Source organism: Mucilaginibacter aurantiaciroseus, assembly GCF_024055595.1.
In the GTDB taxonomy this organism is placed as follows: Bacteria; Bacteroidota; Bacteroidia; order Sphingobacteriales; family Sphingobacteriaceae; genus Mucilaginibacter; species Mucilaginibacter aurantiaciroseus.
Genome location: NZ_JAMXOF010000002.1, coordinates 727,590 through 750,583, shown reverse-complemented (window position 1 = coordinate 750,583; position 22,994 = coordinate 727,590). Strand labels below are relative to the sequence as shown.

The window sequence follows — 22,994 nt, the reverse complement described above, 5'->3', positions numbered from 1 at the left end:
GTTAATAATTACGGGCGTCTAAACCCCATAATAGTTTTTTCCTTAACGTAGATAAGTAGCTTTCATTATTCAGGCGTACCAAATTAAGCTTAAAATCGGCTTTGTACACTTTAAAATGCATGGGTTTGTCTACAATTACAGTACGGCTATCGCACGATACAATGTAGTTATTGCCCCGGTAATCAACATCCAGTGTAAGCACGCTGGTATCAGGCAGTACTAGCGGCCTAACGTTTAAGTTATGCGGTGCCACAGGTGTAAGTGCTATACTGTTTGAGTTAGGGAAAATAATAGGCCCGTTACAACTTAACGAATACGCGGTTGAACCTGTTGGCGTCGACACGATGAGCCCATCGCCCCAGTACGAGTTCAAAAACTCGCCATCTAACGCTACATGTGTAGTGATCATGGCACTATCATCGCGTTTGTGGATGGTTACATCGTTAAGCGCGAAGTTGTTTTCGCCAAATATTTTATGTTCAGAATCTATCACCAGTAGTTCACGGGCATCCATTGTAAACTCCTGGTTTACTACAGCGTGTATAGCTGCCGCGATATCGCTTTTGTTGATGCTGGCCAAAAAGCCAAGCCTGCCAAAGTTGATACCGATAACCGGCACGCCCGAATCGCGCACAAGGGTAACCATATCCAGCAGGGTACCATCGCCCCCAAGGGTTATAAAAACATCTACATTACCTTTGATGGGTTCATTGCAGTTAAGGATTGCACAGGTACTTGTATCTACATTACCTTTTAGATTTTCGCTTAATATAGGGTGAACGTAAACCTCAACCTTGTGTTGCGCAAGGTTTTCAAACACCTGGCGGATGTACGGGAACACCGATGGGTCGTTAAACTGCCTGCCGTAAACTGCTATTTTCATATGCTGTGGTTACAGGTTCAGGTAATTCATGAACGAATCGAACCTGTCCATAGAGTTATCGTTATGGTCGGTGAAGTTAAAGGTGGCCTTTACGTCGTAATTGTAGCGTTGAAACGTGGCCAGTATAGTAGAGATGTCCTGTTTATTCACCTTTAGGGTAATCTCCATTTTGGTGCTATCCGGAAAAGTGCGGGTGTACGAACTCAGGATCTGTGCGTTATCTGACTCTACCACTTGCGACATGTGCGCCAGCGAATTATTCTTATTATCAACCTCCAAAACAATAATACCCCCCGGCTCGGATACCGAGGTAAGCTTGGCAAAGTACTCGTTCATGGTGTTGATACTGATGAGGCCCAGGTATTCTTTTTTGATATTAAGCACGGGAACCACGCTTAGCCGGCGCTCATAAAACAGGCGGATCACGTCGTAAATATGCTGCTCTTCCAACACATATGGGTTTACCAGCGATAAGGCTATCGAACCTATGGGCGCGTTGTAGTCTGTTTCTTCGATCAGGTCGTCCTCGCTTATCAGGCCCAGGAACTGTTCCTCATTCACAATTGGCATATGGCTTACGCGAAACTCGGCCATACGGTCAAACACCTTCTGTATACTATCAGAAGTATGTACCGGGGGCATCGCGTCAGATATAAGCTCAATTGCAAGCATAGTTATTATTTTTAAATAGCCCCACCTAAACTCTCCCCGGAAGAGAGAAACTTAGAGGGGGCTCCTATTTTTTTATCTTATCTAAAAACAGTTTTAAATACTCATTAAATTCTACGGGGCGCTCCATCATTGGGGCGTGGCCGCATTTATCAACCCAGTGCAACTCCGAGTTTGGCAACAACTCGTTAAACTCAATAGCCACCTCGGGCGGGGTGATCTTATCGTCCTTACCCCAAATTAACGATACCGGCATGGTAATTTTACGCAGCTCGGTTTTCATATTATGGCGGATAGCCGATTTTGCCATGGCCAATATCCTGATCACCTTATGCCTGTCGTTTATGGTTTGGAATATCTCCTGCACCATATCTTCTGTGGCCGTTGCCGGGTCGTAAAAGGTATATCTTACTTTCTCCCTTACAAAATCAATACTCTCGCGTTTGGGGAATGAACCACCAAAAGCGTTTTCGTACAAGCCCGAGCTCCCCGTTAAAACCAATGCTTTAACATAACCCGGGTGTGCAAGCACATAAACCAAACCAACATGCCCACCAAGCGAGTTACCTAAAAGTACAACATTACTAAGTTGTTTAAACTTGATGAACTTATGTATGAATTTTGACAACGCACGGACTCCCGTAGTTAACAAAGGCAGGTCATATATAGGTAAAACCGGAATTATAACCCTGTAATTAGGGCTAAACTCGCGGATAACATCGTCCCAATTGCTTAAAGCGCCCATTAACCCGTGAAGCAACAACAGCGGTTCGCCCTGCCCCTCCTCGATGTAACTGAAACCCTTTTCTTCTTTAAGCACAAAATCCATAATATAGCTGGTGTAAGTATTTTCGTAAATATATCAGACCGAAATCAATATTAGTCTGATTTGTTGTAAAATTATAATTATTAAGATAGTTTACCAGCTTTAGCTCCAATAATTATTACGCGGCAATTAGCCTAACAGTTGTTTTACCACTTCAGAAACCGTTTTGCCATCGGCACGGCCTGCAAGCTCTTTATTGGCAAGGCCTATAACCCGCCCCATATCTTTTACAGATGTAACACCCAGCCTTTCAATAACTTCCTGTATAAAACCTTCTATCTCAAATTTCGTCATTTGCTGCGGCAGGTATGGCTCTATCACATACATTTCGGCAATCTCAATATCGTACAGATCTTCTCGGCCTTGTGTTTTATAAATGTCGGCAGATTCTTTACGTTGCTTGATCAGTTTCTGTAACACCTTTATCTCGGCATCCTGCGTCAACTCGTCGGCAGCGCCTTTTTCGGTTTTGGCCAGCAGTAAAGCCGATTTTATAGCGCGCAACCCCCTAAGTCTGTCGGCCTGTTTGCTTAGCATCGCTTGTTTTATATCCTGATCTATTTGGGTAAGTAATGACATGATTTTAAGTATTTAGTCCGGAAGTCCGATAAGTCGGAAAGTGCGGAAGTATAATGTACTATAATTGTATATCTATTTTATTTCGTCTTTCGGACTTATCGGACTTTACCGACTTCCCGACTTAAATATTCTTCCGGAAAATATTTGTTGCCGTCGCTTGCGCGGTTGGCATAATTATCAGGTCGTTGATGTTTACGTGCGCGGGGCGCGATGCAATGAACCAGATGGTTTCGGCAACATCATCGGCCACCAGCGGCTCAAAACCATCGTACACTTTTTTAGCGCGTTCTTTATCGCCTTTAAAGCGCACTTCCGAAAATTCTGTTTCCACAGCGCCAGGGTGTACTGCCGATACACGGATGCCTTTATCATTCAAATCTATCCGCATCCCTTTATTTAAGGCATCAACCGCGTGCTTGGTAGCGCAATATACATTCCCGTTAGGATAAACCTCTTTCCCGGCTATCGACCCTAAGTTGATGATATGGCCGTAACCGTTGCCGATCATCCAGTTAGATACCACGCGGCTTACATAAAGCAGGCCTTTTATATTGGTATCTATCATGGTTTCCCAATCGTCGTAACTGCCGTTCTGGATCGGGTCGAGGCCCTGGCTAAGGCCGGCGTTGTTTACCAGCACATCAACCTTTTTCCAGTGCGCGGGCAGGCCTTCCAGGTTCTGGATCACCTGTTCGCGGTTGCGTACATCAAATGATGATACGGCTACCTCTACGTTATATTTGTCGTTTAAGTGGTTCGCGAGTTTCTCCAGCCTGTCCATACGGCGGCCGGTAAGGATCAGGTTATAACCTTCGCGTGCAAATGTGTGGGCACAGGCCTCGCCTATCCCTGCGGTAGCGCCTGTTATTAATGCGATTTTTGCCATAGATAAGTTAACTATCGGCAACTAAATTATGTTTTAATTTTGTCTTATTTTGTCTTTTTAAGGTAGTATTTGGTGAGGTTACTTATGGTTGATAGATCATAGTTGATATTAAACTCAACCACGCATCATTTAGGTACAAAGCAATCTCTTTAGCACAAGTCGCCTGTTAGTTTTCCGTTAGGAATGGCAGTATAAAGTTTAAGGGCCTATATGTCCATTTTTTTTTATATGTTTATTTTGACACTCAAGAGGGCTTTACCGTTCTTTTTTGTCGCAAAAAAGAAACGAACAAAAAAACACGCGGCTGTAAGCTCCCTATGGTCAGTTCTACTCGTACCTCGGTAGAGAATAACAATTTGGGAATGGATGTATTACAATGAATGCTACACCCCCTTTATTCCTTTTATGTTATTACCATGATACAAATCTTAAAACTATCCCCGAAATTTGGATTTCTACAGTTACATCACACCACAAAAACATAAATAAATGGAATACAGACAATTAGGCGGATCGGGATTAAACGTGCCGGTACTTAGTTTTGGTACGGCTACCTTTGGCGGCTCGGGCGAATTTTTTAAGGCCTGGGGCGATACTCAGCTTGATGACGCTAAAAAACTAATTCACCTTTGCCTTGATGCAGGAGTTAACTTGTTTGATACGGCCGACGTTTACTCGGGCGGCATTTCCGAAGAAATTTTGGGCCAGGCATTAGAAGGCCTGCGCGATAAAGTGTTGATTTCTACCAAAGCCACCTTTAAAATGGGCGATGGCCCAAACGATTTTGGTTCATCACGTTACCATTTGGTGAAATCGGCAGAGGATAGCCTGCGCCGCTTAAAAACCGACCATATTGACATATACCACATGCACGGCTTTGATGGTAACACCCCGGTTGAAGAAACCCTGCGCGCATTGGACGACCTGATCCGAAGCGGCAAGGTGCGTTATATCGCGGCTTCCAACTTTTCGGGATGGCATTTAATGAAATCACTTTCGGTTTCTGAACGTTACGGCTGGTCAAAATACGTTGGGCACCAGGCATACTATTCGCTATTAGACCGTGAATTTGAGTGGGAACTGATGCCCCTTGGTATCGACCAAAAGGTAAGCACCATTGTTTGGAGCCCGTTAGCTTCCGGTCAGCTGGGTGGTAAATTTCGTCGTGGGCAGCCTATTCCGCAGGATAATCGTCGCAGTCAGGGTGGCAGCCACGGCCCAGAAACTGACTTTGAACGCCTTTATACTATTGTAGAGGCTTTGGACGAAGTAGCCGAAGAAACCGGTAAATCGGTAGCGCAGGTGTCCATCAACTGGTTACTGCAACGCCCTACCGTTGCCAATGTTGTTATTGGTGCCCGAAACGAGGAGCAGTTAAAACAAAACCTTGCCGCCGTTGGGTGGAACCTTACCACCGATCAAATTAAAAAACTGGACACAGCCAGCGACCGCGACCCCATTTACCCCTATTGGCACCAACGCCAGGATACGAGGTTAAACCCGTTGCCAAAGTTTTATTAAATAGCAAAGGCCCCGAAATCGGGGCCTTTGTTTGTTTTAAACGAGCCCCCTCTCCGGGCGTAATTGCGAGGCACGAAGCAATTACGATTTTGCTACTTACTAACTATCTTCATTTTCTCCGGATCCCAAAACATAGGGGTGTTTTTATAGTAGCTGTCGTTACATAAAAGTGCCGGGGCTGCGGCGCGGTAACCAAAGATGGCATCTTCGGTAATTTTGCCGTTGGTGCGGATGGCCGTGATCCAGTTATTCATGTGATCGTACGGGCCGCCCAGGTAACCTTTTTCTGCATTGTAGATGATTTCTTCGGGAGGCAGAATGTGTTTACGGCCCGCGTCGGTTTGGCCCGCTTTGCGCATTTTTTCGATATAAAATGGATCGTCCGACTGAATAACCTTGTTCCTTTTCAGGGTAACACTATCCCAGGTAATATCCATAGAACCCTCGCTGCCTACCAGTTTAAGGTAAGTAGTACCGCTGGTGCCATCCACAAAATTACAACGTAACGATAGGTTAAACGCCGGGTGCGCAACCGTTTTGCCGTAATCGAAAGTACCTAATAAAACATCGGGCACTTCGCGGCCATCGTTCCAGTAACGTAACCCGCCCGAAGCATAAATTTTATTAGGCCCCATAGATTCGGTGATGAAGTGCAGGCTACTAAACAGGTGCACGAACAAGTCGCCGGCCATACCTGTACCATAATCGGTATAGTTTCTCCAGCGGAAAAACCTTTTGGAATCGTACGCTCGTTTTTGGGTGTTGGCAACATAAGTTTCCCAATCAACTGTTTGGGTTGATGCATCCTCCGGGATCGGATATTGCCAAACCTCTACAGGTGCGCGGCGTGCCCAAAAGCCTTCGGCATAATTAAGTTCGCCAATGGCACCGCTCTTTAACAATTCGTGTGCTTTTTCATTACCAAGCGATGATACGCCCTGGCTACCCACCTGGAAGATCTTACCGGTTTCCTTCTGCGCTTTTATCACCGCAGGGCCTTCGGCAACGGAATGTACCATGGGTTTTTCGCAATACACGTGCTTGCCGGCGTGCATGGCGTCAACAGAAATTTGCTGGTGCCAATGATCCGGCGTGGCTATGATAACCGCGTCTATATCTTTGCGGTTTAGGATCTCTTTATAAATTTTGGTGGTATAAATATCTGCCCCCCAACGAGTTTTGGCTTCTTTAAGGCGGCCGTCGTACAAGTCACACACGGCAACCAGTTTTACGCCGGGCACCTGTAGAGCAACAATGGCATCCTGCGTACCCATACCGCCCGCACCTATGAGGGCGATGTTCACCTGGTCGTTAGGTCCGTATTGGTTATACTTTTGTTTAAGGTAATGAAAGCTGTGCTTATCTGCAGCCAGTAAACTGCTGCCCACGGTTACCGTTGCTGCAGTGGCAGCCAGTTTTTTTATAAAGCCCCTGCGGGATGCTTCGGGATTTTCTTTCATGATGATGAGGTGTATTAGTTTTGTTATTTGTTGAAAAGTGAAGGTATTGTTTTTGTTTGAAAGTTCATAGCGGGAACAAATCTCCCCCCAAATATTAGTATGACTTAGGATTGGGGTTGGCTTAAACCAACGCCGGGTAAGCCTATTATCATAATTTTCACTATCCATGATGAACCATCAACTATGAACCATTAACTATCACCTCCAATACTTATCTTTGCCGCAACACACATGAGCAAAACTGTAAAACCATACCAAAACCAGCAGGGCACCAAAAAAGAGCAGGTGGCCGATATGTTTAACAACATCTCTAAAACTTACGATTTTTTGAACCATTTTTTGTCGCTGGGGATCGATATTATCTGGCGTAAAATGGCGATCAACGAGTTGAAGAACGACAAGCCCCAATTGATACTGGACGTGGCTACCGGCACCGGCGATTTCGCTTTTGAGGCCCTGAAGATCCTGAAACCAAAGAAAATAATTGGTGTGGATATCTCTCGTGGCATGCTGGACATTGCCGACCAAAAAATTGCCAAACGCGGCTTAAGCGATAAGTTTGAAGTTAAGCTTGGCGATTCGGAAAATTTACCTTTTGAGGCTGATGAATTTGACGCGGTTACTGTAGCTTATGGTGTACGCAATTTCGAGAATTTAGAGACCGGACTGGCCGATATTCACCGGGTGTTAAAACCGGGTGGCAAGGCAGTGGTACTGGAGTTTTCTAAACCAAAAGACTTCCCCATAAAACAGCTTTACGCTTTTTACTTTAATTACGTAACGCCCGGTATTGGCAAGCTATTTTCTAAAGACGCGAGGGCATACACTTACCTGCCCGAATCTGTAGCAGCTTTCCCGGATGGTGAGGCGTTTACCACGCTGATGAAAAAAGCAGGCTTTAAAAATACCAAACAGCGCCCTTTGGCGTTTGGTATCTGTTCGATTTATACCGGTATTAAATGATCAAAAACCGCCTCTTCATCACCATAATGTTATTGGGCTGCAGCAATTTGCTGCGTGCGCAGGCATGGGGTGGCGGTGCCGACCAAAACGACCTGAGTTTTGGCTTTTCCTTTTCATACGTACAAAGCAGTTTCAAAATTATTAAACAACCTAACTGGCAAACGCCCTTTGTTGACCCGGGAACGGGCGCAAATGTGAGCACACCGCTTAACGCCATTAATTCTAAAAATATGCCGGGTTTTGCTGTAGGCTTTTTAACTCGTTATCGTTTAACAGATCACCTGGAGGCCAGGATTACCCCGTCACTGGTATTTTCGGATAGGTCGGTTACATATAATTATGTGGACGCATCGCAGGATGTAGATAAGGCTGTGCAAACCACCACGGTTGATTTCCCACTGCAGCTGAAATTAAAATCGGACAGGTTGGGGAACGCTCGTGCTTACCTGATTGGCGGGTTGAAATATTCGGGTGCCATTGGTTCTAAAAAAGACCAGCCTAACACCGCCCCTACCGAGCGCCTGTTGCGCAACGTACGCGGCTACCCATCGTACGAGGCGGGCTTTGGGTTTGACATCTACTTTGAATACTTTAAACTTTCGCCAGAAATAAAACTGACCAACAGCATTGGCAATATGCTTGTTGCCGATAATACGCCTTTTGCTACGCCTATCAGCAAATTATCACTGCACACGTTTACGTTCAGTTTGTTTTTTGAGTAGGCAAGGGTGTGCCTTTAACGATTTGCATTACTTTTATCCTTTACATAAGGAGGTATAAATTCTTGTCTATAACAAGACTTATCCGTTTTAAATATACCTTTCTCAAATGCTTCCTTATGTAATTTTGGTAGTTTCTTGAATGTTTTCATTCGAAGTTTATCTACTCTCTTCAGATGTATAAAATCATAAGTACCGCTTAACATCATTACAACCTCTACTACATCACATTTATCTATAAGCCTTACAGTTGCTTGATCTAATCCGACAGACTCGAATGATATTTTTCTCACGGAAATAGGGATATCTATTTGGAAAAAACCATTTAAATCTGTTTTCCCAACTTTAACTGTGTCATTAATTATAATTGACACGTATGGCAAAGTTTCCAAGTCAGCATTTATAACCCTTCCATGAATTGTTTTATTCTGAGAATAAAGACAACTTGCTGAAACAGCAAGCATAAAACAAATTAATATTCTTTTCAGCATACGATCTTATGGTTTAAATTTAATCATACCCCTTGGGATTGCCTCGCCTACAGCAAGTGATGACTTTAATCCAACCGTTTTTCGAAACAAACAAAGCTTAGGCCGGGCCTAAATTCTAATGTAATTTCTCCTTTCAAACAATAACCCAATTTTGGGAAAAGTTGCTGCGTGGCATAGTTATGCGAATTGGTATCGATCCGCAGGATGCCTATGCCCCGGTCTATGGCTACTACCTCGGCCTGGTATAATAAATCGGCAGCAAAGCCCCTACCTCTAAAATGCGGACTTACCGCAAGGCGATGCGTTACAATAGCTTCTTCGCTGGTATCGAGGCCTACCTGCGCATACTCGGGGTATTGCTCGGTAGTGATGGCGGTTACGCCTGCAATTTGCCCGTCGGCTTCTACTACCCAAAGCTGCCCTGCTTTAATATCGTCTTCAAAAACCTGCGCGTTGGGGTACGTATCGTCCCACTGAAAATTACCTGCCGACCGCATAATGGGTACAACATCGTGTATTACCTGCATTACGGCAGGGATATCGTTTACTGTGGCAAGGCGAATCATTTTGGGTTTACGATTTTGGATTTATTTCTCTGTCATTTCGATGCGATAGCGAGAAATCTTGTTAGACATGAATTGCAGACTTTGCACATCTAACAAGATTTCTCCTCGTACCTCGTTCGAAATGAGATTTTATTTTTATTTCCTCATCTGCACATTTGCATATCTGCACACCTGCACATCTGCATATTCGCACACCTGCACATCTACTAATGATTATGCTTTTTATGGATATCCTTCACCAGGCATAGCTTTTTTATTTCATCTATGCGGATGGGGAAAGGTGCATATTTGAGGCGGCCGGCCACCATTTCTGTTACATTGTCCGAGTGGGCTATCACTTCCTCGGGGTTATCGCTGGCCAGCAGGCGTTTGTACATTCGGTAGTCGCCCCACTCAATATAATATACTTCGCCGGGCAATATCTTTTTATCGTTGATGGTTTTGAGGGCTACCCAGCAGCCGTTCTCCAGGTAAGGGTACATCGAGTGGCCCCAAACCGGCAGTGCGAAGTCGCACTCCTCTATTCCCGGGAAATTCATCCGTCCAACGGATTGCGAATCGTTAATGTCATTATAAACCTCCACGCCCGATGCGGTAGCAATAATATCATACATGGGTATACCTTCCTCGCGGTGTGCGGGTGCGGGTTTGTCCGCATTCCTTTTCGCGCCGCCAAGGTGCTCGGCGTATTTCTCTTTAAAGATCTTTAGTTTTTCAGGGTCGATGTTCTGGCGGCTCTTGATGATCTCGGTAATAGAACTTGCCGAATTAAAATTGAGCGCCTCGGCCAGCTCACTATTGTTATTAAAAGCGCGGCCACGCAACTGGTTGTAAAGGATAATAAATTCCAGTGTTTCAGGGCGTACCGTTTTAATTTTGTTCGGTTTTGATAGATCATCCATAGCAATAAAAAATAATTACAGATTTTTCTTTATTTAATTAAAGATATTTCTTTATATTTGTTCGTTCGATAATTGCTAATTTAAAACTAAAAATCAACAATCCAAATATTATGTATACAGAACTTAAAGAATATACTTTATAATCCCCCTCCAATTCCCCCCCCGGAAGGGGAAACTTTAAAGACAACCATAAATAAACGAAATTATCCATATACAACTATGCATATTGCCCACTACGCCCTGCGCACCAAACAAAAAAACGGCAAAGCCGAACTTAACAACCAGCACCTTACTGAGCGCTATCAGGCCTACCAAACCGCCTGTAATAAATACCGCGCAGAGATTGCCGCCATACAGCAATACATGCCCGGATGGATGCCGCCTTTTGAGCGGAAAGCTTAAAACAGAAAGCCAAAAAGGCTTCTGACTATAAACTATTAACCATCAACTATAAGCCCATTCCCTATGAAACATTAATTATCAACTCTATATCAACCATTAACCAATAACATTATGATAAAAATCGCACAAAAAATCAAAGACCAGCTGTGGTGGCTCATCATCACGGTAGATTACAATTACAGCCGTATCTGCATTGCAGACCACGACCTTACCGACGACCACCTAACCTTATGGCTGGAGGATAAGCAGGATTTCAAAAACTCGCTTGACGAATGCCTGCAATTGGACATCTCGTTGAAGAATTTTGCAAAATTAATCACTACCGAAAACCTGAACAGTTATGAAGGGCGGCGCCTGCACCCCAATAAGCAATTCGTTTACAAAACCCGCGTGCAAATCAACGAGGCTATTACCTGGTACCAGCAGGATGCCACCCTGATAGAACAGCAATGGGCACGTGAAGCGATGTTGAAAGCTATCCTAACGCAATTAGTGGAAACAGAGGCAGCAATAGATAAAAATTGGTAATAATTATGCCAAATAGCATTAAAAACATAAATCTGGGCTTTAAATAGCGGAAATTGTTCTTCGATAGGAATGCAGTGAGTTGTTCTAACCATGTGGGTGTTACTTTTCTTTGCCTTAGCCGCAAAGAAAAGTAACCGATGCTTCCGCCAGGGACGGCGGTGTAGTGATTTTGCAGAAACAACTTATGCTGTCTTCACCCCAAATATATAACCTACCAGCGCCGTAATCCCCATAGCTACTGTTCCCCAGAAGCAAATTCTTATGATACCTTTCGGTATGTTTGCCCCGCCGGCTTTTGCGGCAACCCCTCCTGATAATGCTAGGAAAACAGTTGCAGAACCGTATAAGAAATACACCATTAAACCCACCGGTGCAAACAGGGAAACTAAAAAGGGCAATAAACCTCCGGAAATAAAAGATGCACCCGAGGCTAACGAGGCCTGAAGTGGTTTTGGTGTTGAAAATTCATTAATGCCTAACTCGTCTTTCGCGTGGGCCTGCAGTGCGTCATGCTTGGTAAGCTGCTGAGCAACCCGGAGCGATAACTCGCTGTCCAATCCCCTTTTTTGGTAGATCTTGGCAAGTTCTTTCAGTTCAATTTCCGGCATGGTCTCCAATTCTTTTTTTTCTCTTTCCAGGTCCGCAGTTTCGATATCGGATTGTGAACTGACCGAAACATATTCACCCGCGGCCATAGACAATGCCCCTGCTACCAGTCCGGCTAATGCCGCAAGAATAATAGGGCCTCTGGTGGTGCTGGCAGCTGCAACACCGATAGCTATACTTGTTGTAGACAATATTCCATCGTTCGCGCCCAAAACGGCCGCACGCAACCATCCGCTTCTATTAGTGTAATGCTCCTCTAGTTCCATATGATTTATCTGTAATCTCAAATAACTACGTTAGTAAAATGAAAATGTTTAAATTATAAGCAATTGATAATTAGACCTTTTATTAATAATGATTTAATAAAGGTTAATGGCTGATCTTCAAAATTTAAATAGAATTGAGTGTTACAAAAGGATCTCAATAAAAAGAACTTTTAACGTCACTGTTAATGTTATGACTTACAATATTTAAGATAATCAAGCCGCTGTAGCAGGCTATTAATGACAATATCGAGACGTGAAGGTATTACTTCGTCTTAATTAAATGTTCCTGCTTCTCATCAACCCCTACTAACTCCTCAACCTTACTTACAGCTCCTGCAGGTGCAGCGGCATAATTAAGTTTACGGAAACGCCAGATAGCGAAGGCAGGTTCCTGGTACCGGTTGATAAGGGTGAAGAATTTGGGGAAATTATGTACCTCATCCAGCAGTACACCGGTTACGATGTTGTTGTTATCGAGGATCTCGCGGATGGTATACTCTTTATCTTTGATGATCCAGATCTCAAAATCGCGCCTTATTTCGGTGCTTTTATCCGCATCGATCTTATCATTTACACATATCACTTTATCGCCGACCTTCATAATAAGTCAAAAGTAAAAATTCAAAAGTAAAAAATCTGCTTATCGCATACATTATTACGTAAGTTAAACCAACTTAACATAATCCTGTTTGACTTTTGACTTAATCCCCCGCCGGCATAGATACAAAGCAGGCGATGCCCTCATTGGATACACTTTCGGCCCAGACGCGGCCACCCTGCAGTTCAGTAAACTCTTTACAAAGCAGCGGGCCAAGGCCTACGCCTTTCTCGTTATCGGTACCAAAGGTTGATTGTGCCTGCAGCGAGAACAGGTCGGCTTGCTTATCGGTACCCATGCCGATGCCGCTATCGAGGATGATAAGCCAGCACTCGCTGCCAATTTGTTTAGCCTTGAAGCTTATATGCCGCCTAACAGGGTTAACTTAATGACATTTACTAATGAGGTTGCGGATCACCAGCTGCAACATATCGCTAAAGGGCACGTTGCGGGTATCCCAATCTAACTCGTCGGTAAGGGTGATGTTTTTCTTGAGGGCGATGGCTTTCTCCAGTTCGATGGTGTTAAACAAGGCATTCCGCAGATTAACATAACCAAGTTTAACATTTACGCCGTCCATTTACGCTTTAGACCATACGCTATGATGAACATCAGCTTGTATTTTTTCGGAGTTGATGCGGGCAAGTTCTTTATTCTGCTCGGAAATATGCTTGTTTTGCTGGGAGATGGAATTTGCTTTATCGGCTACCGGGCGTTTTTCGTGATCGTAGTTACGCTTCAGGTAGGTAATGGTGTAATAGATTACAATTACCGCCACCACATAGGCCGGTAAAAGGATCTAAAAGCGACTCTCGCGGTTGTAATAACTATTAGGCACCCATTGGGGATGGTAATACGCTATTACATGCATTATAATAATGATAGCCATTTTGCGCCTATCCAAAACTTGCTGTTCTTTAGGCGCCACACAAGCACCAGCAGGATGGAAAGCCCCATCAGCAGGTCTGTTGGCGCCCAGGTGCCCGAGTTGTAAATAAAGTTTGTAGCAAAAAGCAGGTTACCAATAATGGTAAATATAGTTATGGTGGTTTTAACCTCGCCCAGGTAACCCGATCGGTAATAAAGGAACGAAAAACAAGCATTTTTACAAGGCTTATTAAAGCAATAAAAGGCAACCCTATCAAATAATTAAAAGGAACATTGCAGGCAAGCGCAAAAATGGCAATTAAGCAAAGGAAGTGGAATATCCTAAACTCTAAAGGCAACTCTGAGGTTGAGTCTGTAAGCCTGATCCAAAGGCGGTTGAAATTTCCAAAGGGGCGCAATTCGTTGTTCGTTTAGGGTTCTTTAAATTTTACAAAATAAAAAACTTCAAAACAACCCGCAGGGATGGTTTTTTTTGGAAAAAGAAAAATTTCACGACCGGGAATAATGGCATAAAAAAGCCCCGCATGGCAGGGCGAATTTTATACAAAGAAAAATATTATGGGTTAGTTGCGGCTAAAGCCACCTCTGTTACCACCAGCACCGCCAAAACCTGGACCTTTATCCTCAGCAATGTTAACTGTTATACGTTTACCATAATAGCTTTGACCATTCATGCAGCGGATAGCTTCTTTAGCTTCATCCTCATTTACCATCTCCACAAATCCAAAGCCTCTGCTCTCTTTTGTTTCACGGTCCTTAACGATCCTTAGACTCTTAACCGGCCCAAAATCACCAAAAACCGCATTTAGTTCGGCCTCGCTTACTTCTAACGGAAGGCCTCCAATAAATACTTTCATTAATCTCCTTTTGTTTTTTTGTAAATATACGAAAAATGGCCGGATTTCGGCAGCCGCGGGGCAAATGGGAAGGCCTGTCAGGTGTTTTTTACAATGAGGTGTCATTACGACACAGGGATGGCAATTACTGCTTTTTGAGCTTCAAATTAAAGGTGCCCTCTACTCTGTAAAGCGATGAATTAGGCTCATCGTCCTTCGACAAAAACGTAAAAAAAGTACCTTTTGCAAGCACATCCTTTTGGCGATATTGGTCGAGCATTATTTTGCCTGCATCGCCCGGCTCGGCATATTGAATAAGGGTAAACTGTTTGGTGTGGATCACATCGGCCATCATCAGCAGCTGGCCGCCTGCAACAGGCTTGATAAGGCTATCGGCAGCGGCGCCTTTAGAACTTACACCAAAGCTTAACGTATGGGCCTTGTTGATAGCAGTGATACCAAAGTAACGGTTATCGCCAACGCTCATGTTCACAAACGCTATCGAATCTTTTTGGGCATCAAATGTGTAAACACTATCCTGCATGGTAATGGTAAGCATACCCTCAGTTGCCAGAAAATTATCGGGTGATGTTGCCTTTAAGGTGCTATCGGCAGCAAGGGCTATTTTCTTTTGCTCTACCTGCTGGTCGCCGGTATCTTTTTGGCACGACACCAACAGCACCGAAAGGAGCAGTACAAGTGAAAAATACCAATTAGTAAACCGTTTTGAGCCCATAGGTTAATATATGCTTTAAAGTTAATAAAAATATTAACAATTACGCGTTTTTAATAGTTTCTAAGCCATTATTTAACACTTTTTAACTTTAGCAAGTATACGCATTAAACATACCAAAGATTAGCTAATTTCATTAAAATTTCATCATATATTTTTATTAGATATGGCCTGGTAAAAAAGGTTTAAAATATTTCGCCCACGGTTATAAATACGCCCTTAGAACCCTGGTTACCAAAGCCATAATCAATGGCGATATTTGTCTTGGATACCTTGTTCAGTTTAAGCCTCAAACCCGCGCCATAACCCGGTTGTACCTGTTGCAAACGGGTACCCGGCGCGCCCGAAAACGACTCGGCATTTAGGAACGCTACACCACCCAATAAACCATTTTTAGTGATGCGATAACGGTACTCGCTTTCGGCATAAACCATTTTCGCGCCACGAAAACGGCCCTGTATGTAACCCCTGCCCGTGCCGTTGTATAGGTCCCACGTAATGGCCGGCAGATCCAGGTATGGGGGCTTGCCGTTTAACACCAGCCAGTTGTAGCTCCAAAAGGCGATAACGTTATGCGATGACGCCGGGAAGCGGTAGTATTTGCGTACATCTATCACCAGCGAGGTCCACGGCGATGTGCTGCCCAAAAAGCTTTTGTTATCCCTAAACTGCACCCCGGCGTAAAAGCCACGGGTTGGGTTAATAGGATTATCGCGCATGTCTATCAGCGCGTTAAGCGTTATGCCTGCGGATGTGGTGCTGCTCTTATCTCCATACAAGGCATAGTCAGACACGCTGCCATCCGGGTTGCCCTTTTCAGACACGTTAAAATGATGATCGTATATAAAACCCGCCCCGGCATACAGGTTGCCCACTACCCTGGTCAGGATGGTTTCGTAAAAGCGCACCAGGGTATAATCTACCGGGTTCTCATTACTCGATCTAGAATCCGTACCCAAACCGAATGTGCTTTGCGGGTATTTGTAATATTTAAGGTCGCCGATGAAGTTGAACCTGTCGCCTGTCGTCCAGATGTTGGAGTGGATGGGGATGATGATCTGCTTGTTTTGTGTATAGGCCGTATTGGACGATATGGTAGATATACGCGAGTTGCCCAAAATGCGGAACGCGATATTACCCGACAGCGTTACCGCCAGTTTGGTTTGCAGCGTGTACCCTACAGCCGGCAAAACAGAAAATACGGGTTTTGTACCAAAAACCGTTGTGCCCTTGTTGGCTACCGTTCCTTTTTTGTTGAAGATGGACCTGATGACATCATATAGATCTTTTTGCGCGGAGGTATCCTGCTGGGCAACCACCAGGGTATCGTTAATGCGGGTACGGGTAAGTTTTACCGTACTGCTTTCTTCCTGCGCATGCAGGGCGGCAAAAGGAATAAGAAAAATTGCTATCAGCAATATAGCTAATTTCATTGTTAGGGATGTGAGGGTTAATCGCCGGAGGGGAAGCGCTGCAAAGATAATATATTTGTGATGGATAGACACCTGATTGCAACAGCCTGTTACACATCAAATGTTTTTTTTGATGGAGATTGCAAATAGCATAAGAAAATACCACACTTTCCCAAAGTTGATCTCACAAAATTTACCTCATACCCGAAGCATACAACTATTAGTATTGCTAAAATGATACGCCTAATTGGATTCCCGTACTTACTGATGCTGACTGATCGTTACCAAACCTAATTGGAAACGGTACAGAAACAAAAAGACTGGCATTCCTGCCTTTTTTTATGATCTGGTTAAACACCGGCGTTACCCCAAACCGGCCGCTGGTTTCAAAGGCCATACGGCCAATAAAGGTAAAGCCATGCTTAAAGCGAAACATCGCGCCGGGATGGAATAATACCGAACTCACTTTGGAGATGTTCTTTTCGGTACGGATTACCGGGGCCACTTCAAAGCTTATCCCGAAGTTATCGCTCTTTAAAATGTTCATACCAAACGGAAAACCGATTACGTATACATTACTAAAATTGCTATGGAAATTGCCGCCCGATAAAGTGGTTAATGGTTGCACTATGCTAAAATAGCCCGTTACCCTTGGATAAGTTGCAGGTTGCTGAGCAAAACTTATTTTGACAATTGCCAGTAATAAAACCGTTGTGTAAAAGTGTTTAAACATATTAAAGCGTTTTGATTAGAATGCCGATGATCGCGGCAATCATGATGATGTAAGGTTCTTGTAGTTTTTTAATATATATGAGGGCTAATACGGCAGCTATGCCTATTAGTGCAGTTGGGACATCGATGATGGATCGCAAACCGATGACGATCACCGAGCCAACCAAAGCGCCTATCACGGCGGCGGTTATACCTTCAACAAATGCTTTGATGCTGGTATTCTTCGCTATCTTTTTAAATGATGGCGCCAAAGCTACCGTAAACACATAGCAAGGCAAAAATGTAGCTAAAGCCGCCACGCATGCGCCGGGAAAACCGGCTACTAAATAACCGATAAAGCCCACAGTAATTACCACCGGCCCCGGGGTTATCATAGCCACCGCTACCGCATCTAAAAACTGGTGTTCGTTAAGCCAGCCAAACTCTTTAACTACCCCGCCATGCAAAAACGGAACGATAGCCAGGCCGCTGCCAAATACAAATGCCCCGGCTTTCAAAAAAAACCAGCCAATCTCTTGCAAGGCCTTGCCATCGTATTTCCAAAAGCCAGTGCTGATGAATATACCGGCCGGCATTACCGCGGAATTTTTAAGCCATTTAGGCGGCGCTTTGATCGCCATATATAAAAAACCGCAGGCCAGGAATAGAAGGATCTCTTCGCGTTCGGTAATAACGGTAATTACAATGCCGGCAGCGTAAAATAACCACAACAACCATTTGGCTTTCATGGCTGTTAATTGTAGCTTACTGATGGACTTTATGGTGAGTTTATAGCTACTCATGGCAATAATGCCTATCACTGCCGCCCCTACCCCGTAAAATACGGCCTGCATCCAGGCTAAACCGCCATACAATTGATAAGCCATGCCCAACAGTAATACCATAAAAAAGGATGGCAACACAAAAGCCAGCCCCGTTAAAGTAGCGCCTATCAGTCCATAGTGAACAAAGCCGATGTAAATGCCTAATTGCGCCGCCAACGGGCCGGGTGCCAGTTGCGCTAAGGCCAGGCCCTCTTTGTATTCTTCCTCTGTAAGCCAGCCTTTATCTTCTACAAGGTCGCGCTGCATATAACCTACCAAAGCCACCGGCCCGCCAAAACCCCATGCACCCAGCTTCAGAAAATAGCGTGTAATGTCCCACAAAGAATACAGCTTCGTCATTGTGCAACAATATTACCCAATAAAAAATTTAAAAACTTGTACGGAATTATCTATTTGTATCCGCTTTACTTTTGAGAATGCTTTTTTTGTAAAGAGACGGATTTTGGCCTGTTTGCTTTTTAAAGATGCGGTTGAAATGGCTCTGGTCAGAAAAGCCCGTGAGGTAAGCGATCTCTGTTAATAAATAATCCGTAGTTGCAATCAGGTACATAGCCTTATCAATACGGAGTTTGCGGATATAGTCGCCAAAGGATAGGTTATCAAAGTACTTGGAAAATTCGCGGGATAAATACGTCGGGTTGATCTCCAGTTCATCAGACACCTGCTGCAAACTTAGGGCCATATTGGTATCTAATTGATCCTGGATCATCTCTTTCAGCTCTTTAGCCCATTCAGGCGCTTTCTTTGAGTTGTTTTGTTTGATGTACTTATGGAACACTTCCAGCAACATCTGTTCAACCGGCCCTGCCTGCGTATGTTTTAATTGGTGCAGGTGTTTGGCCCAACTGTATAGCCCATCATAAATGGTCATCCCAAATTCCAGCAGCTCGTGGTCGTCTTTTATGTTATAAGCCAGGCCTGAAAAGATCGCTTCCAATCCGGCAGACTGCGGCGCAAAATCATGGCGGTCGGTATCCGCGCCACGCACAATGGCAGCTAACCGGTTTAGTGCCGCATCCTTCAGCCCGTACTTTTTAATAAAATAGTCGAAAGTGCATTGATCTTCGTAGTGCGTATATTCTATACCGGGCAGGTCAAAAGGTGTGGCGTTTATTTCCTTTGCTATTGCCAACACTTGGTCCAACGGTACAAAGATGATCTCCGCTTCAACATCAATAAACCGCCTGATCAGCCAGGGGCAGGCAATACGGTCAATCTTTGGGCGCTCACGGGTAATCCATTTCATCTTTGTATTATGAGATACAAATGTAATCAAGAAACCTAAAATCCACCTGTAACATCACCCTATGTTATTTACAAGATTATTCAAGAAATTTCTTTAAAAAATTTGTATTATTAAAGAATAAGTATTATCTTTGTATACAACAAATGTCAATCGGCATAATAATCATTAAACGCAAACTTCATGAAAAAACACTTAAGCACCATCAAAGCTTTCAGGGCGCGTATTGCAACATATTTTCGCTTTATAGAGGGAAAATATCATATCGAAAAAGTACCGTCGAAAACTGCTAAAGACAAAAATGATCTTATCGATCAAAAGGTATGGGACCGCCAGCCCGAGCCGGCTACCCTATCCGGCCTGACATTAGCCTTAGGCTTTATTAGTATAACCGAACTTGAGGCGTACGAAAAGGATGGCAAGTTTGCACACCTGGCAAAAAAGGCACGCTTAAGGGTAGAGGCCGAGTATGAAAAACGGCTCCATTTCCAGTCGTCAACCGGGGCGATATTCTTTTTAAAGAACCTGGGCTGGAACGAAAAGGCTGATGATCTTTTTAAGGATCTGCCTAAAACCCTAACTATCGAAATTTCTGATCCGGGGGTAAAAGTGGCATTTAACGAAAAAGAAGTATCGCTTAATTAAGCTTCATAAAAAAAGTTTGTAAAGGCATTATGTATTTGCACCCTTAACCCCCCCTACTAAATAACCTAATGAAAACATCTACCCTATTTAAACATAATTACGAGTCTGCCGCCAATGTGGTGATCAACCAGGGCGGTACAAGTTCGGGCAAAACCTACGCCATTGAACAGGTGCTTTTTTGCCTGGCTGTGGAAACCGAAAAGCTGGTGATAACCGTGGTTGGCCAGGATATCCCCAATCTAAAGTCGGGCGCTATCCGCGATGCGCAGCAGATCTACGATGGTTCGGACGTATTTAAACGCCTCATCAAAAACTACAACAAAACCGACCGGATCTTTGAGTTCCATAATGGCAGCCTCATTGAGTTTAAAAGCTATGCTAACGCGCAGGACGCCAAGAGTGGCAAGCGTGATTACCTGTTTGTGAACGAGGCCAACGGCATTGGCTGGGATGTTTATACCGAACTTGCCCTGCGTACCAAAAAACGGATCTATATTGACTACAACCCCAACAGCGGCTTTTGGGTGCACGAGAAGCTGATAGGCAAGCCCGGCGTGCAGCTTTTAATATCCGACCATCGGCACAACCCCTTTAATGATGAGCCGATGCGGAAAAAGATAGAAGCCCTGAAAAACGAAGACCTGGAACTGTGGAAGGTTTACGCCCGCGGCCTCACCGGCAAAATAACAGGCCTGGTGTTTAGCAACTGGCAGGTTTGCGAGGCCATCCCGCAGGATGCCAAACTAATTGCCGCCGGGCTGGATTTTGGTTACAGTATCGACGAAACCGGCTGCCTGCTGGTGTACAAGCAAAACGGCGAGCTTTGGGTGGATGAGTTGTTTTACGAAACCGGCCTCACCAATACCGATATATCGGGCAAGTTAAAGGAACAATTCATCAGCAAATCGACAGAGATTATTGCCGACAGCGCCGAACCAAAATCGATAGAGGAACTAAAGCGGAGGGGCTGGTTTGTAACCGGGGCCAAAAAGGGTGCCGATAGCATCAAGAACTCGATAGACATCCTGAAACGCTACAAAATAAATGTTACCCGCAACAGCGTAAACCTGCGTAAGGAACTGGGCAAATACAAATGGCGCACCGATAACAGCGGCCGCACCCTAAACCAACCCATTGATACCTGCAACCACCTGATAGACCCCCTGCGGTATGTAGCGTTGAACAAGTTGAATACTAAAGGAAACAGCCAGGTAAAAAGCAGGCTGCCCACCCAACAACACCCACCAGCCAACGGCGGTATCTTAGGCGAACTGATCGGCTAATCGGAAAGATCAATCCATCGGTATAATCAATATAATCGTTCAATCGGTGCAATCAACCTAATCATCTAAATCGGTGTAATCCCACAAATAATATGATAGAAAAAACGCTCATAACCACACATGGCAAGCTGCGGGTAGCCATCCCCTCGCAACTCAACGAAGTAACGCTTGGGCAAATGATGGCCCTGCAGGATAACCCAAACCTGGGCGATCTGGATGCCATCAGCATCCTCTCGGGCTTGCCTGTAGCAGATCTTAAAACGGTACGCGATGCCAACGATTTTATGGCTTTCGCCGATGCAGTGCTCAGCTTATCGCACCAGATAAAATACCTGTACAATAGCGATGAGATCCCGAAGAAGGTAAGCCTGGAAGTAGATCATAAACCTGTTACCGTAAAGGTGATCAGTAACCTGTCGGTAGAGCCCGCCGGTGCTTTTATGGCCGCGCGGGATGTTATTGCCGACGAGATAACCGAACACGTAAAAATTTACGGCGAAGAGAACTGGAAGGACTATTTTAACCCCTCCCTCACCGCCTGCTGCAAGGTGCTGGCCTATTACTTTTATTGCCTTGCCACGGGTAATGTGTATGATGAATATGCCGCCGCCGCCTTTACCGAAACCATTAAAAAACTAAGGGTAACGGAGGCACTGCCCATAGCCAAACATTTTTTTATGAGCTATCCCAACTTATCGAAACCGAGAACCGGCTTTTGGCATCGGCTGCAACGGCTATGGAAAAACGCGCGGGCATCCAGTCGTTCGAGAAGTTTAAATACATCAACACCATAAACGCCCTCGCCGGCGGCGACATCACCAAATGGAACCAGGTACTGGCCATGCCCTACGAACGCGTCCTCACCAAACTGCTCCTCAACAAAACCGAAGCGGAGTACCAGAAGCGGTATAGTGAGATGATGTAGGAGGCCTTTCCTTAGCCCTCTCCAAAGGAAAGGGAAATAAGACCCTTTACATAAAATATAAATTTAAAATTGTAAGTCTGCGCTTGTCGAATACCTGTTTGCCCGGCTAATGGTTCGGCAGGCTCACAATTGCAGGTTCATCCAACCTCTAATCACCAACCCCATGCGCAATCAAATAGAAACCATTACCCAAACCCTCAATGCCTCCCCTACCTTTTTATACGGTACCGAAAAAGAACTGAACACCCTGGCAGATGATACCGCCTTCCCTTGCGTGTTTATGTACCCTATGCAGCCTATTGTGGTGTCGCCACAGGTAAATGGCTCGGTAGATAATGTGTTTACCCTGTACCTCGAGTTTTTGTACAAGACTGAATTTGGTCAGTTCACTGCCGAAAATGAAACTTACATACAGCGGGCGCTGCGCATGGCTAACGAGTTTATGGTAAAGGCGGGTAAATACCGCGATGGCGAGGGCCGCTACTTCCGCATTAGGGCGGGCGAAAAGGCTAAATGCGTGCCGGTGTACAACAAGTTTGATGTAAACACTACCGGTGTTGGCCTAACCGTAACGCTCAACACTATGTATTACGATGTTTATTAAACCC

Annotated in this window: 31 protein-coding genes; 11 read left to right on the top strand and 20 right to left on the bottom strand. The window is 44.6% G+C overall.

Translation table 11 applies throughout. The features are described 5' to 3' along the window. Nucleotide 1 precedes the first annotated feature (1 nt). From NAF17_RS11635 to NAF17_RS11615, 5 genes are all read right to left on the bottom strand, one after another. Nucleotides 2–883, bottom strand: coding sequence for an NAD kinase (locus tag NAF17_RS11635; protein ID WP_252758157.1), 882 nt, complete (start codon nucleotides 881–883; stop codon nucleotides 2–4). A 9-nt stretch (nucleotides 884–892) separates the two neighbouring features. Beyond that, complete coding sequence (locus NAF17_RS11630) at nucleotides 893–1,555, bottom strand: CBS domain-containing protein (protein WP_252758156.1); 663 nt, start codon at nucleotides 1,553–1,555, stop codon at nucleotides 893–895. 64 nt (nucleotides 1,556–1,619) lie between these two features. Further along, nucleotides 1,620–2,381, bottom strand: a complete 762-nt coding sequence (locus tag NAF17_RS11625) for an alpha/beta fold hydrolase (RefSeq protein WP_252758155.1) — start codon at nucleotides 2,379–2,381, stop codon at nucleotides 1,620–1,622. A 126-nt stretch (nucleotides 2,382–2,507) separates the two neighbouring features. Next, nucleotides 2,508–2,957: a GatB/YqeY domain-containing protein gene (locus NAF17_RS11620; RefSeq protein WP_252758154.1), complete on the bottom strand. Its 450-nt coding sequence runs from the start codon at nucleotides 2,955–2,957 to the stop codon at nucleotides 2,508–2,510. Between the two features lie 121 nt (nucleotides 2,958–3,078). Beyond that, a complete protein-coding gene (locus NAF17_RS11615) occupies nucleotides 3,079–3,843 on the bottom strand; it encodes an SDR family oxidoreductase (protein WP_252758153.1) in 765 nt (254 codons plus the stop codon). Between the two features lie 489 nt (nucleotides 3,844–4,332). Between NAF17_RS11615 and NAF17_RS11610 the strand changes: the two genes are divergently transcribed. Continuing rightward, the gene (locus NAF17_RS11610; protein ID WP_252758152.1) at nucleotides 4,333–5,364 is read left to right on the top strand and encodes an aldo/keto reductase; all 1,032 of its coding nucleotides are present in this window, start codon (nucleotides 4,333–4,335) and stop codon (nucleotides 5,362–5,364) included. A gap of 92 nt (nucleotides 5,365–5,456) precedes the next feature. Here NAF17_RS11610 and NAF17_RS11605 read toward each other — a convergent pair whose 3' ends face one another. Continuing rightward, nucleotides 5,457–6,824: a Gfo/Idh/MocA family protein gene (locus NAF17_RS11605; RefSeq protein ID WP_252758151.1), complete on the bottom strand. Its 1,368-nt coding sequence runs from the start codon at nucleotides 6,822–6,824 to the stop codon at nucleotides 5,457–5,459. 231 nt (nucleotides 6,825–7,055) lie between these two features. On the opposite strand from NAF17_RS11605, the gene ubiE reads away from it, so the two are divergent. Together ubiE and porT are read left to right on the top strand one after the other, a co-directional pair. Continuing rightward, the gene (gene ubiE / locus NAF17_RS11600) at nucleotides 7,056–7,787 is read left to right on the top strand and encodes a bifunctional demethylmenaquinone methyltransferase/2-methoxy-6-polyprenyl-1,4-benzoquinol methylase UbiE (protein ID WP_252758150.1); all 732 of its coding nucleotides are present in this window, start codon (nucleotides 7,056–7,058) and stop codon (nucleotides 7,785–7,787) included. Further along, the gene (gene porT / locus NAF17_RS11595) at nucleotides 7,784–8,509 is read left to right on the top strand and encodes a type IX secretion/gliding motility protein PorT/SprT (protein WP_252758149.1); all 726 of its coding nucleotides are present in this window, start codon (nucleotides 7,784–7,786) and stop codon (nucleotides 8,507–8,509) included. Before ubiE ends, porT begins: the two co-directional genes overlap by 4 nt. A 14-nt stretch (nucleotides 8,510–8,523) precedes the next feature. Here porT and NAF17_RS11590 read toward each other — a convergent pair whose 3' ends face one another. From NAF17_RS11590 to NAF17_RS11580, 3 genes are all read right to left on the bottom strand, one after another. Further along, entirely contained in the window at nucleotides 8,524–8,997 is a 474-nt protein-coding gene (locus NAF17_RS11590; protein WP_252758148.1) for a peptidase associated/transthyretin-like domain-containing protein, read from the bottom strand. Between the two features lie 65 nt (nucleotides 8,998–9,062). Further along, complete coding sequence (locus tag NAF17_RS11585; protein WP_252758147.1) at nucleotides 9,063–9,563, bottom strand: GNAT family N-acetyltransferase; 501 nt, start codon at nucleotides 9,561–9,563, stop codon at nucleotides 9,063–9,065. A 206-nt stretch (nucleotides 9,564–9,769) separates the two neighbouring features. Beyond that, complete coding sequence (locus NAF17_RS11580) at nucleotides 9,770–10,465, bottom strand: S24 family peptidase (protein ID WP_252758146.1); 696 nt, start codon at nucleotides 10,463–10,465, stop codon at nucleotides 9,770–9,772. A gap of 219 nt (nucleotides 10,466–10,684) precedes the next feature. Here NAF17_RS11580 and NAF17_RS11575 point away from each other — a divergent pair, with 219 nt between their 5' ends. Then, nucleotides 10,685–10,867 carry a hypothetical protein gene (locus NAF17_RS11575; protein ID WP_252758145.1) on the top strand — a complete coding sequence of 61 codons (183 nt, stop codon included), beginning with the start codon at nucleotides 10,685–10,687 and terminating at the stop codon, nucleotides 10,865–10,867. A 111-nt stretch (nucleotides 10,868–10,978) separates the two neighbouring features. Then, a complete protein-coding gene (locus tag NAF17_RS11570; protein WP_252758144.1) occupies nucleotides 10,979–11,395 on the top strand; it encodes a hypothetical protein in 417 nt (138 codons plus the stop codon). 182 nt (nucleotides 11,396–11,577) lie between these two features. On the opposite strand, the gene NAF17_RS11565 is transcribed toward NAF17_RS11570, so the two are convergent. The 5 genes from NAF17_RS11565 to NAF17_RS11545 all read right to left on the bottom strand — a co-directional run bounded on the left by NAF17_RS11565 (nucleotide 11,578) and on the right by NAF17_RS11545 (nucleotide 13,643). Then, nucleotides 11,578–12,267, bottom strand: a complete 690-nt coding sequence (locus NAF17_RS11565; protein ID WP_252758143.1) for a VIT1/CCC1 transporter family protein — start codon at nucleotides 12,265–12,267, stop codon at nucleotides 11,578–11,580. A gap of 262 nt (nucleotides 12,268–12,529) precedes the next feature. Then, nucleotides 12,530–12,868 (bottom strand): hypothetical protein, encoded by a 339-nt coding sequence (locus tag NAF17_RS11560; protein ID WP_252758142.1) that lies wholly within the window; start codon nucleotides 12,866–12,868, stop codon nucleotides 12,530–12,532. A gap of 100 nt (nucleotides 12,869–12,968) precedes the next feature. Then, entirely contained in the window at nucleotides 12,969–13,229 is a 261-nt protein-coding gene (locus NAF17_RS11555) for an ATP-binding protein (protein ID WP_370341167.1), read from the bottom strand. A 21-nt stretch (nucleotides 13,230–13,250) separates the two neighbouring features. Further along, the gene (locus tag NAF17_RS11550) at nucleotides 13,251–13,445 is read right to left on the bottom strand and encodes a hypothetical protein (RefSeq protein WP_252758141.1); all 195 of its coding nucleotides are present in this window, start codon (nucleotides 13,443–13,445) and stop codon (nucleotides 13,251–13,253) included. Beyond that, nucleotides 13,446–13,643 (bottom strand): hypothetical protein, encoded by a 198-nt coding sequence (locus tag NAF17_RS11545; protein WP_252758140.1) that lies wholly within the window; start codon nucleotides 13,641–13,643, stop codon nucleotides 13,446–13,448. Between the two features lie 87 nt (nucleotides 13,644–13,730). Between NAF17_RS11545 and NAF17_RS18120 the strand changes: the two genes are divergently transcribed. Next, a complete protein-coding gene (locus NAF17_RS18120) occupies nucleotides 13,731–13,859 on the top strand; it encodes a hypothetical protein (RefSeq protein ID WP_256474499.1) in 129 nt (42 codons plus the stop codon). A gap of 457 nt (nucleotides 13,860–14,316) precedes the next feature. On the opposite strand, the gene NAF17_RS11540 is transcribed toward NAF17_RS18120, so the two are convergent. The 6 genes from NAF17_RS11540 to NAF17_RS11515 form a co-directional block, all read right to left on the bottom strand. Continuing rightward, a complete protein-coding gene (locus tag NAF17_RS11540) occupies nucleotides 14,317–14,610 on the bottom strand; it encodes an RNA recognition motif domain-containing protein (RefSeq protein ID WP_252758139.1) in 294 nt (97 codons plus the stop codon). A gap of 124 nt (nucleotides 14,611–14,734) precedes the next feature. Next, the gene (locus NAF17_RS11535; RefSeq protein WP_252758138.1) at nucleotides 14,735–15,325 is read right to left on the bottom strand and encodes a hypothetical protein; all 591 of its coding nucleotides are present in this window, start codon (nucleotides 15,323–15,325) and stop codon (nucleotides 14,735–14,737) included. A gap of 182 nt (nucleotides 15,326–15,507) precedes the next feature. Then, nucleotides 15,508–16,755, bottom strand: a complete 1,248-nt coding sequence (locus tag NAF17_RS11530) for a BamA/TamA family outer membrane protein (RefSeq protein ID WP_252758137.1) — start codon at nucleotides 16,753–16,755, stop codon at nucleotides 15,508–15,510. Between the two features lie 208 nt (nucleotides 16,756–16,963). After that, nucleotides 16,964–17,467 (bottom strand): hypothetical protein, encoded by a 504-nt coding sequence (locus tag NAF17_RS11525; RefSeq protein ID WP_252758136.1) that lies wholly within the window; start codon nucleotides 17,465–17,467, stop codon nucleotides 16,964–16,966. Between the two features lies 1 nt (nucleotide 17,468). Then, nucleotides 17,469–18,629, bottom strand: a complete 1,161-nt coding sequence (locus tag NAF17_RS11520; protein ID WP_252758135.1) for a chromate transporter — start codon at nucleotides 18,627–18,629, stop codon at nucleotides 17,469–17,471. Nucleotides 18,630–18,675: 46 nt separating this feature from the next. Further along, the gene (locus NAF17_RS11515; RefSeq protein WP_252758134.1) at nucleotides 18,676–19,536 is read right to left on the bottom strand and encodes a chromate resistance protein ChrB domain-containing protein; all 861 of its coding nucleotides are present in this window, start codon (nucleotides 19,534–19,536) and stop codon (nucleotides 18,676–18,678) included. A gap of 180 nt (nucleotides 19,537–19,716) precedes the next feature. Here NAF17_RS11515 and NAF17_RS11510 point away from each other — a divergent pair, with 180 nt between their 5' ends. The 5 genes from NAF17_RS11510 (at nucleotide 19,717) to NAF17_RS11490 (ending at nucleotide 22,990) form a co-directional block, all read left to right on the top strand. Further along, nucleotides 19,717–20,178: a DNA-packaging protein gene (locus NAF17_RS11510; protein WP_252758133.1), complete on the top strand. Its 462-nt coding sequence runs from the start codon at nucleotides 19,717–19,719 to the stop codon at nucleotides 20,176–20,178. 68 nt (nucleotides 20,179–20,246) lie between these two features. Next, nucleotides 20,247–21,461 carry a PBSX family phage terminase large subunit gene (locus tag NAF17_RS11505; RefSeq protein WP_252758132.1) on the top strand — a complete coding sequence of 405 codons (1,215 nt, stop codon included), beginning with the start codon at nucleotides 20,247–20,249 and terminating at the stop codon, nucleotides 21,459–21,461. 92 nt (nucleotides 21,462–21,553) lie between these two features. Further along, the gene (locus NAF17_RS11500) at nucleotides 21,554–22,255 is read left to right on the top strand and encodes a hypothetical protein (protein WP_252758131.1); all 702 of its coding nucleotides are present in this window, start codon (nucleotides 21,554–21,556) and stop codon (nucleotides 22,253–22,255) included. Continuing rightward, nucleotides 22,198–22,386, top strand: coding sequence for a hypothetical protein (locus NAF17_RS11495; RefSeq protein WP_252758130.1), 189 nt, complete (start codon nucleotides 22,198–22,200; stop codon nucleotides 22,384–22,386). Before NAF17_RS11500 ends, NAF17_RS11495 begins: the two co-directional genes overlap by 58 nt. Nucleotides 22,387–22,549: 163 nt before the next feature. Then, nucleotides 22,550–22,990: a hypothetical protein gene (locus NAF17_RS11490; protein WP_252758129.1), complete on the top strand. Its 441-nt coding sequence runs from the start codon at nucleotides 22,550–22,552 to the stop codon at nucleotides 22,988–22,990. The last annotated feature ends 4 nt before the right edge of the window (nucleotides 22,991–22,994 follow it).

Bases quoted from the DNA above. Each gene is read 5' to 3' on its own strand.
- NAF17_RS11570 (WP_252758144.1), top strand. From the start codon at position 10,979: ATGATAAAAATCGCACAAAAAATCAAAGACCAGCTGTGGTGGCTCATC.
- NAF17_RS11490 (WP_252758129.1), top strand. From the start codon at position 22,550: ATGCGCAATCAAATAGAAACCATTACCCAAACCCTCAATGCCTCCCCT.
- NAF17_RS11575 (WP_252758145.1), top strand. From the start codon at position 10,685: ATGCATATTGCCCACTACGCCCTGCGCACCAAACAAAAAAACGGCAAA.
- NAF17_RS11560 (WP_252758142.1), bottom strand. From the start codon at position 12,868: ATGAAGGTCGGCGATAAAGTGATATGTGTAAATGATAAGATCGATGCG.
- NAF17_RS11610 (WP_252758152.1), top strand. From the start codon at position 4,333: ATGGAATACAGACAATTAGGCGGATCGGGATTAAACGTGCCGGTACTT.
- NAF17_RS11615 (WP_252758153.1), bottom strand. From the start codon at position 3,843: ATGGCAAAAATCGCATTAATAACAGGCGCTACCGCAGGGATAGGCGAG.
- NAF17_RS11620 (WP_252758154.1), bottom strand. From the start codon at position 2,957: ATGTCATTACTTACCCAAATAGATCAGGATATAAAACAAGCGATGCTA.
- NAF17_RS11495 (WP_252758130.1), top strand. From the start codon at position 22,198: ATGGAAAAACGCGCGGGCATCCAGTCGTTCGAGAAGTTTAAATACATC.
- porT (WP_252758149.1), top strand. From the start codon at position 7,784: ATGATCAAAAACCGCCTCTTCATCACCATAATGTTATTGGGCTGCAGC.
- NAF17_RS11500 (WP_252758131.1), top strand. From the start codon at position 21,554: ATGATAGAAAAAACGCTCATAACCACACATGGCAAGCTGCGGGTAGCC.
- NAF17_RS11510 (WP_252758133.1), top strand. From the start codon at position 19,717: ATGAAAAAACACTTAAGCACCATCAAAGCTTTCAGGGCGCGTATTGCA.
- NAF17_RS11525 (WP_252758136.1), bottom strand. From the start codon at position 17,467: ATGTTTAAACACTTTTACACAACGGTTTTATTACTGGCAATTGTCAAA.
- NAF17_RS18120 (WP_256474499.1), top strand. From the start codon at position 13,731: ATGCATTATAATAATGATAGCCATTTTGCGCCTATCCAAAACTTGCTG.
- NAF17_RS11505 (WP_252758132.1), top strand. From the start codon at position 20,247: ATGAAAACATCTACCCTATTTAAACATAATTACGAGTCTGCCGCCAAT.
- ubiE (WP_252758150.1), top strand. From the start codon at position 7,056: ATGAGCAAAACTGTAAAACCATACCAAAACCAGCAGGGCACCAAAAAA.
- NAF17_RS11625 (WP_252758155.1), bottom strand. From the start codon at position 2,381: ATGGATTTTGTGCTTAAAGAAGAAAAGGGTTTCAGTTACATCGAGGAG.
- NAF17_RS11515 (WP_252758134.1), bottom strand. From the start codon at position 19,536: ATGAAATGGATTACCCGTGAGCGCCCAAAGATTGACCGTATTGCCTGC.
- NAF17_RS11550 (WP_252758141.1), bottom strand. From the start codon at position 13,445: ATGGACGGCGTAAATGTTAAACTTGGTTATGTTAATCTGCGGAATGCC.
- NAF17_RS11540 (WP_252758139.1), bottom strand. From the start codon at position 14,610: ATGAAAGTATTTATTGGAGGCCTTCCGTTAGAAGTAAGCGAGGCCGAA.
- NAF17_RS11635 (WP_252758157.1), bottom strand. From the start codon at position 883: ATGAAAATAGCAGTTTACGGCAGGCAGTTTAACGACCCATCGGTGTTC.
- NAF17_RS11580 (WP_252758146.1), bottom strand. From the start codon at position 10,465: ATGGATGATCTATCAAAACCGAACAAAATTAAAACGGTACGCCCTGAA.
- NAF17_RS11605 (WP_252758151.1), bottom strand. From the start codon at position 6,824: ATGAAAGAAAATCCCGAAGCATCCCGCAGGGGCTTTATAAAAAAACTG.
- NAF17_RS11585 (WP_252758147.1), bottom strand. From the start codon at position 9,563: ATGATTCGCCTTGCCACAGTAAACGATATCCCTGCCGTAATGCAGGTA.
- NAF17_RS11565 (WP_252758143.1), bottom strand. From the start codon at position 12,267: ATGGAACTAGAGGAGCATTACACTAATAGAAGCGGATGGTTGCGTGCG.
- NAF17_RS11630 (WP_252758156.1), bottom strand. From the start codon at position 1,555: ATGCTTGCAATTGAGCTTATATCTGACGCGATGCCCCCGGTACATACT.
- NAF17_RS11590 (WP_252758148.1), bottom strand. From the start codon at position 8,997: ATGCTGAAAAGAATATTAATTTGTTTTATGCTTGCTGTTTCAGCAAGT.
- NAF17_RS11530 (WP_252758137.1), bottom strand. From the start codon at position 16,755: ATGAAATTAGCTATATTGCTGATAGCAATTTTTCTTATTCCTTTTGCC.
- NAF17_RS11520 (WP_252758135.1), bottom strand. From the start codon at position 18,629: ATGACGAAGCTGTATTCTTTGTGGGACATTACACGCTATTTTCTGAAG.
- NAF17_RS11535 (WP_252758138.1), bottom strand. From the start codon at position 15,325: ATGGGCTCAAAACGGTTTACTAATTGGTATTTTTCACTTGTACTGCTC.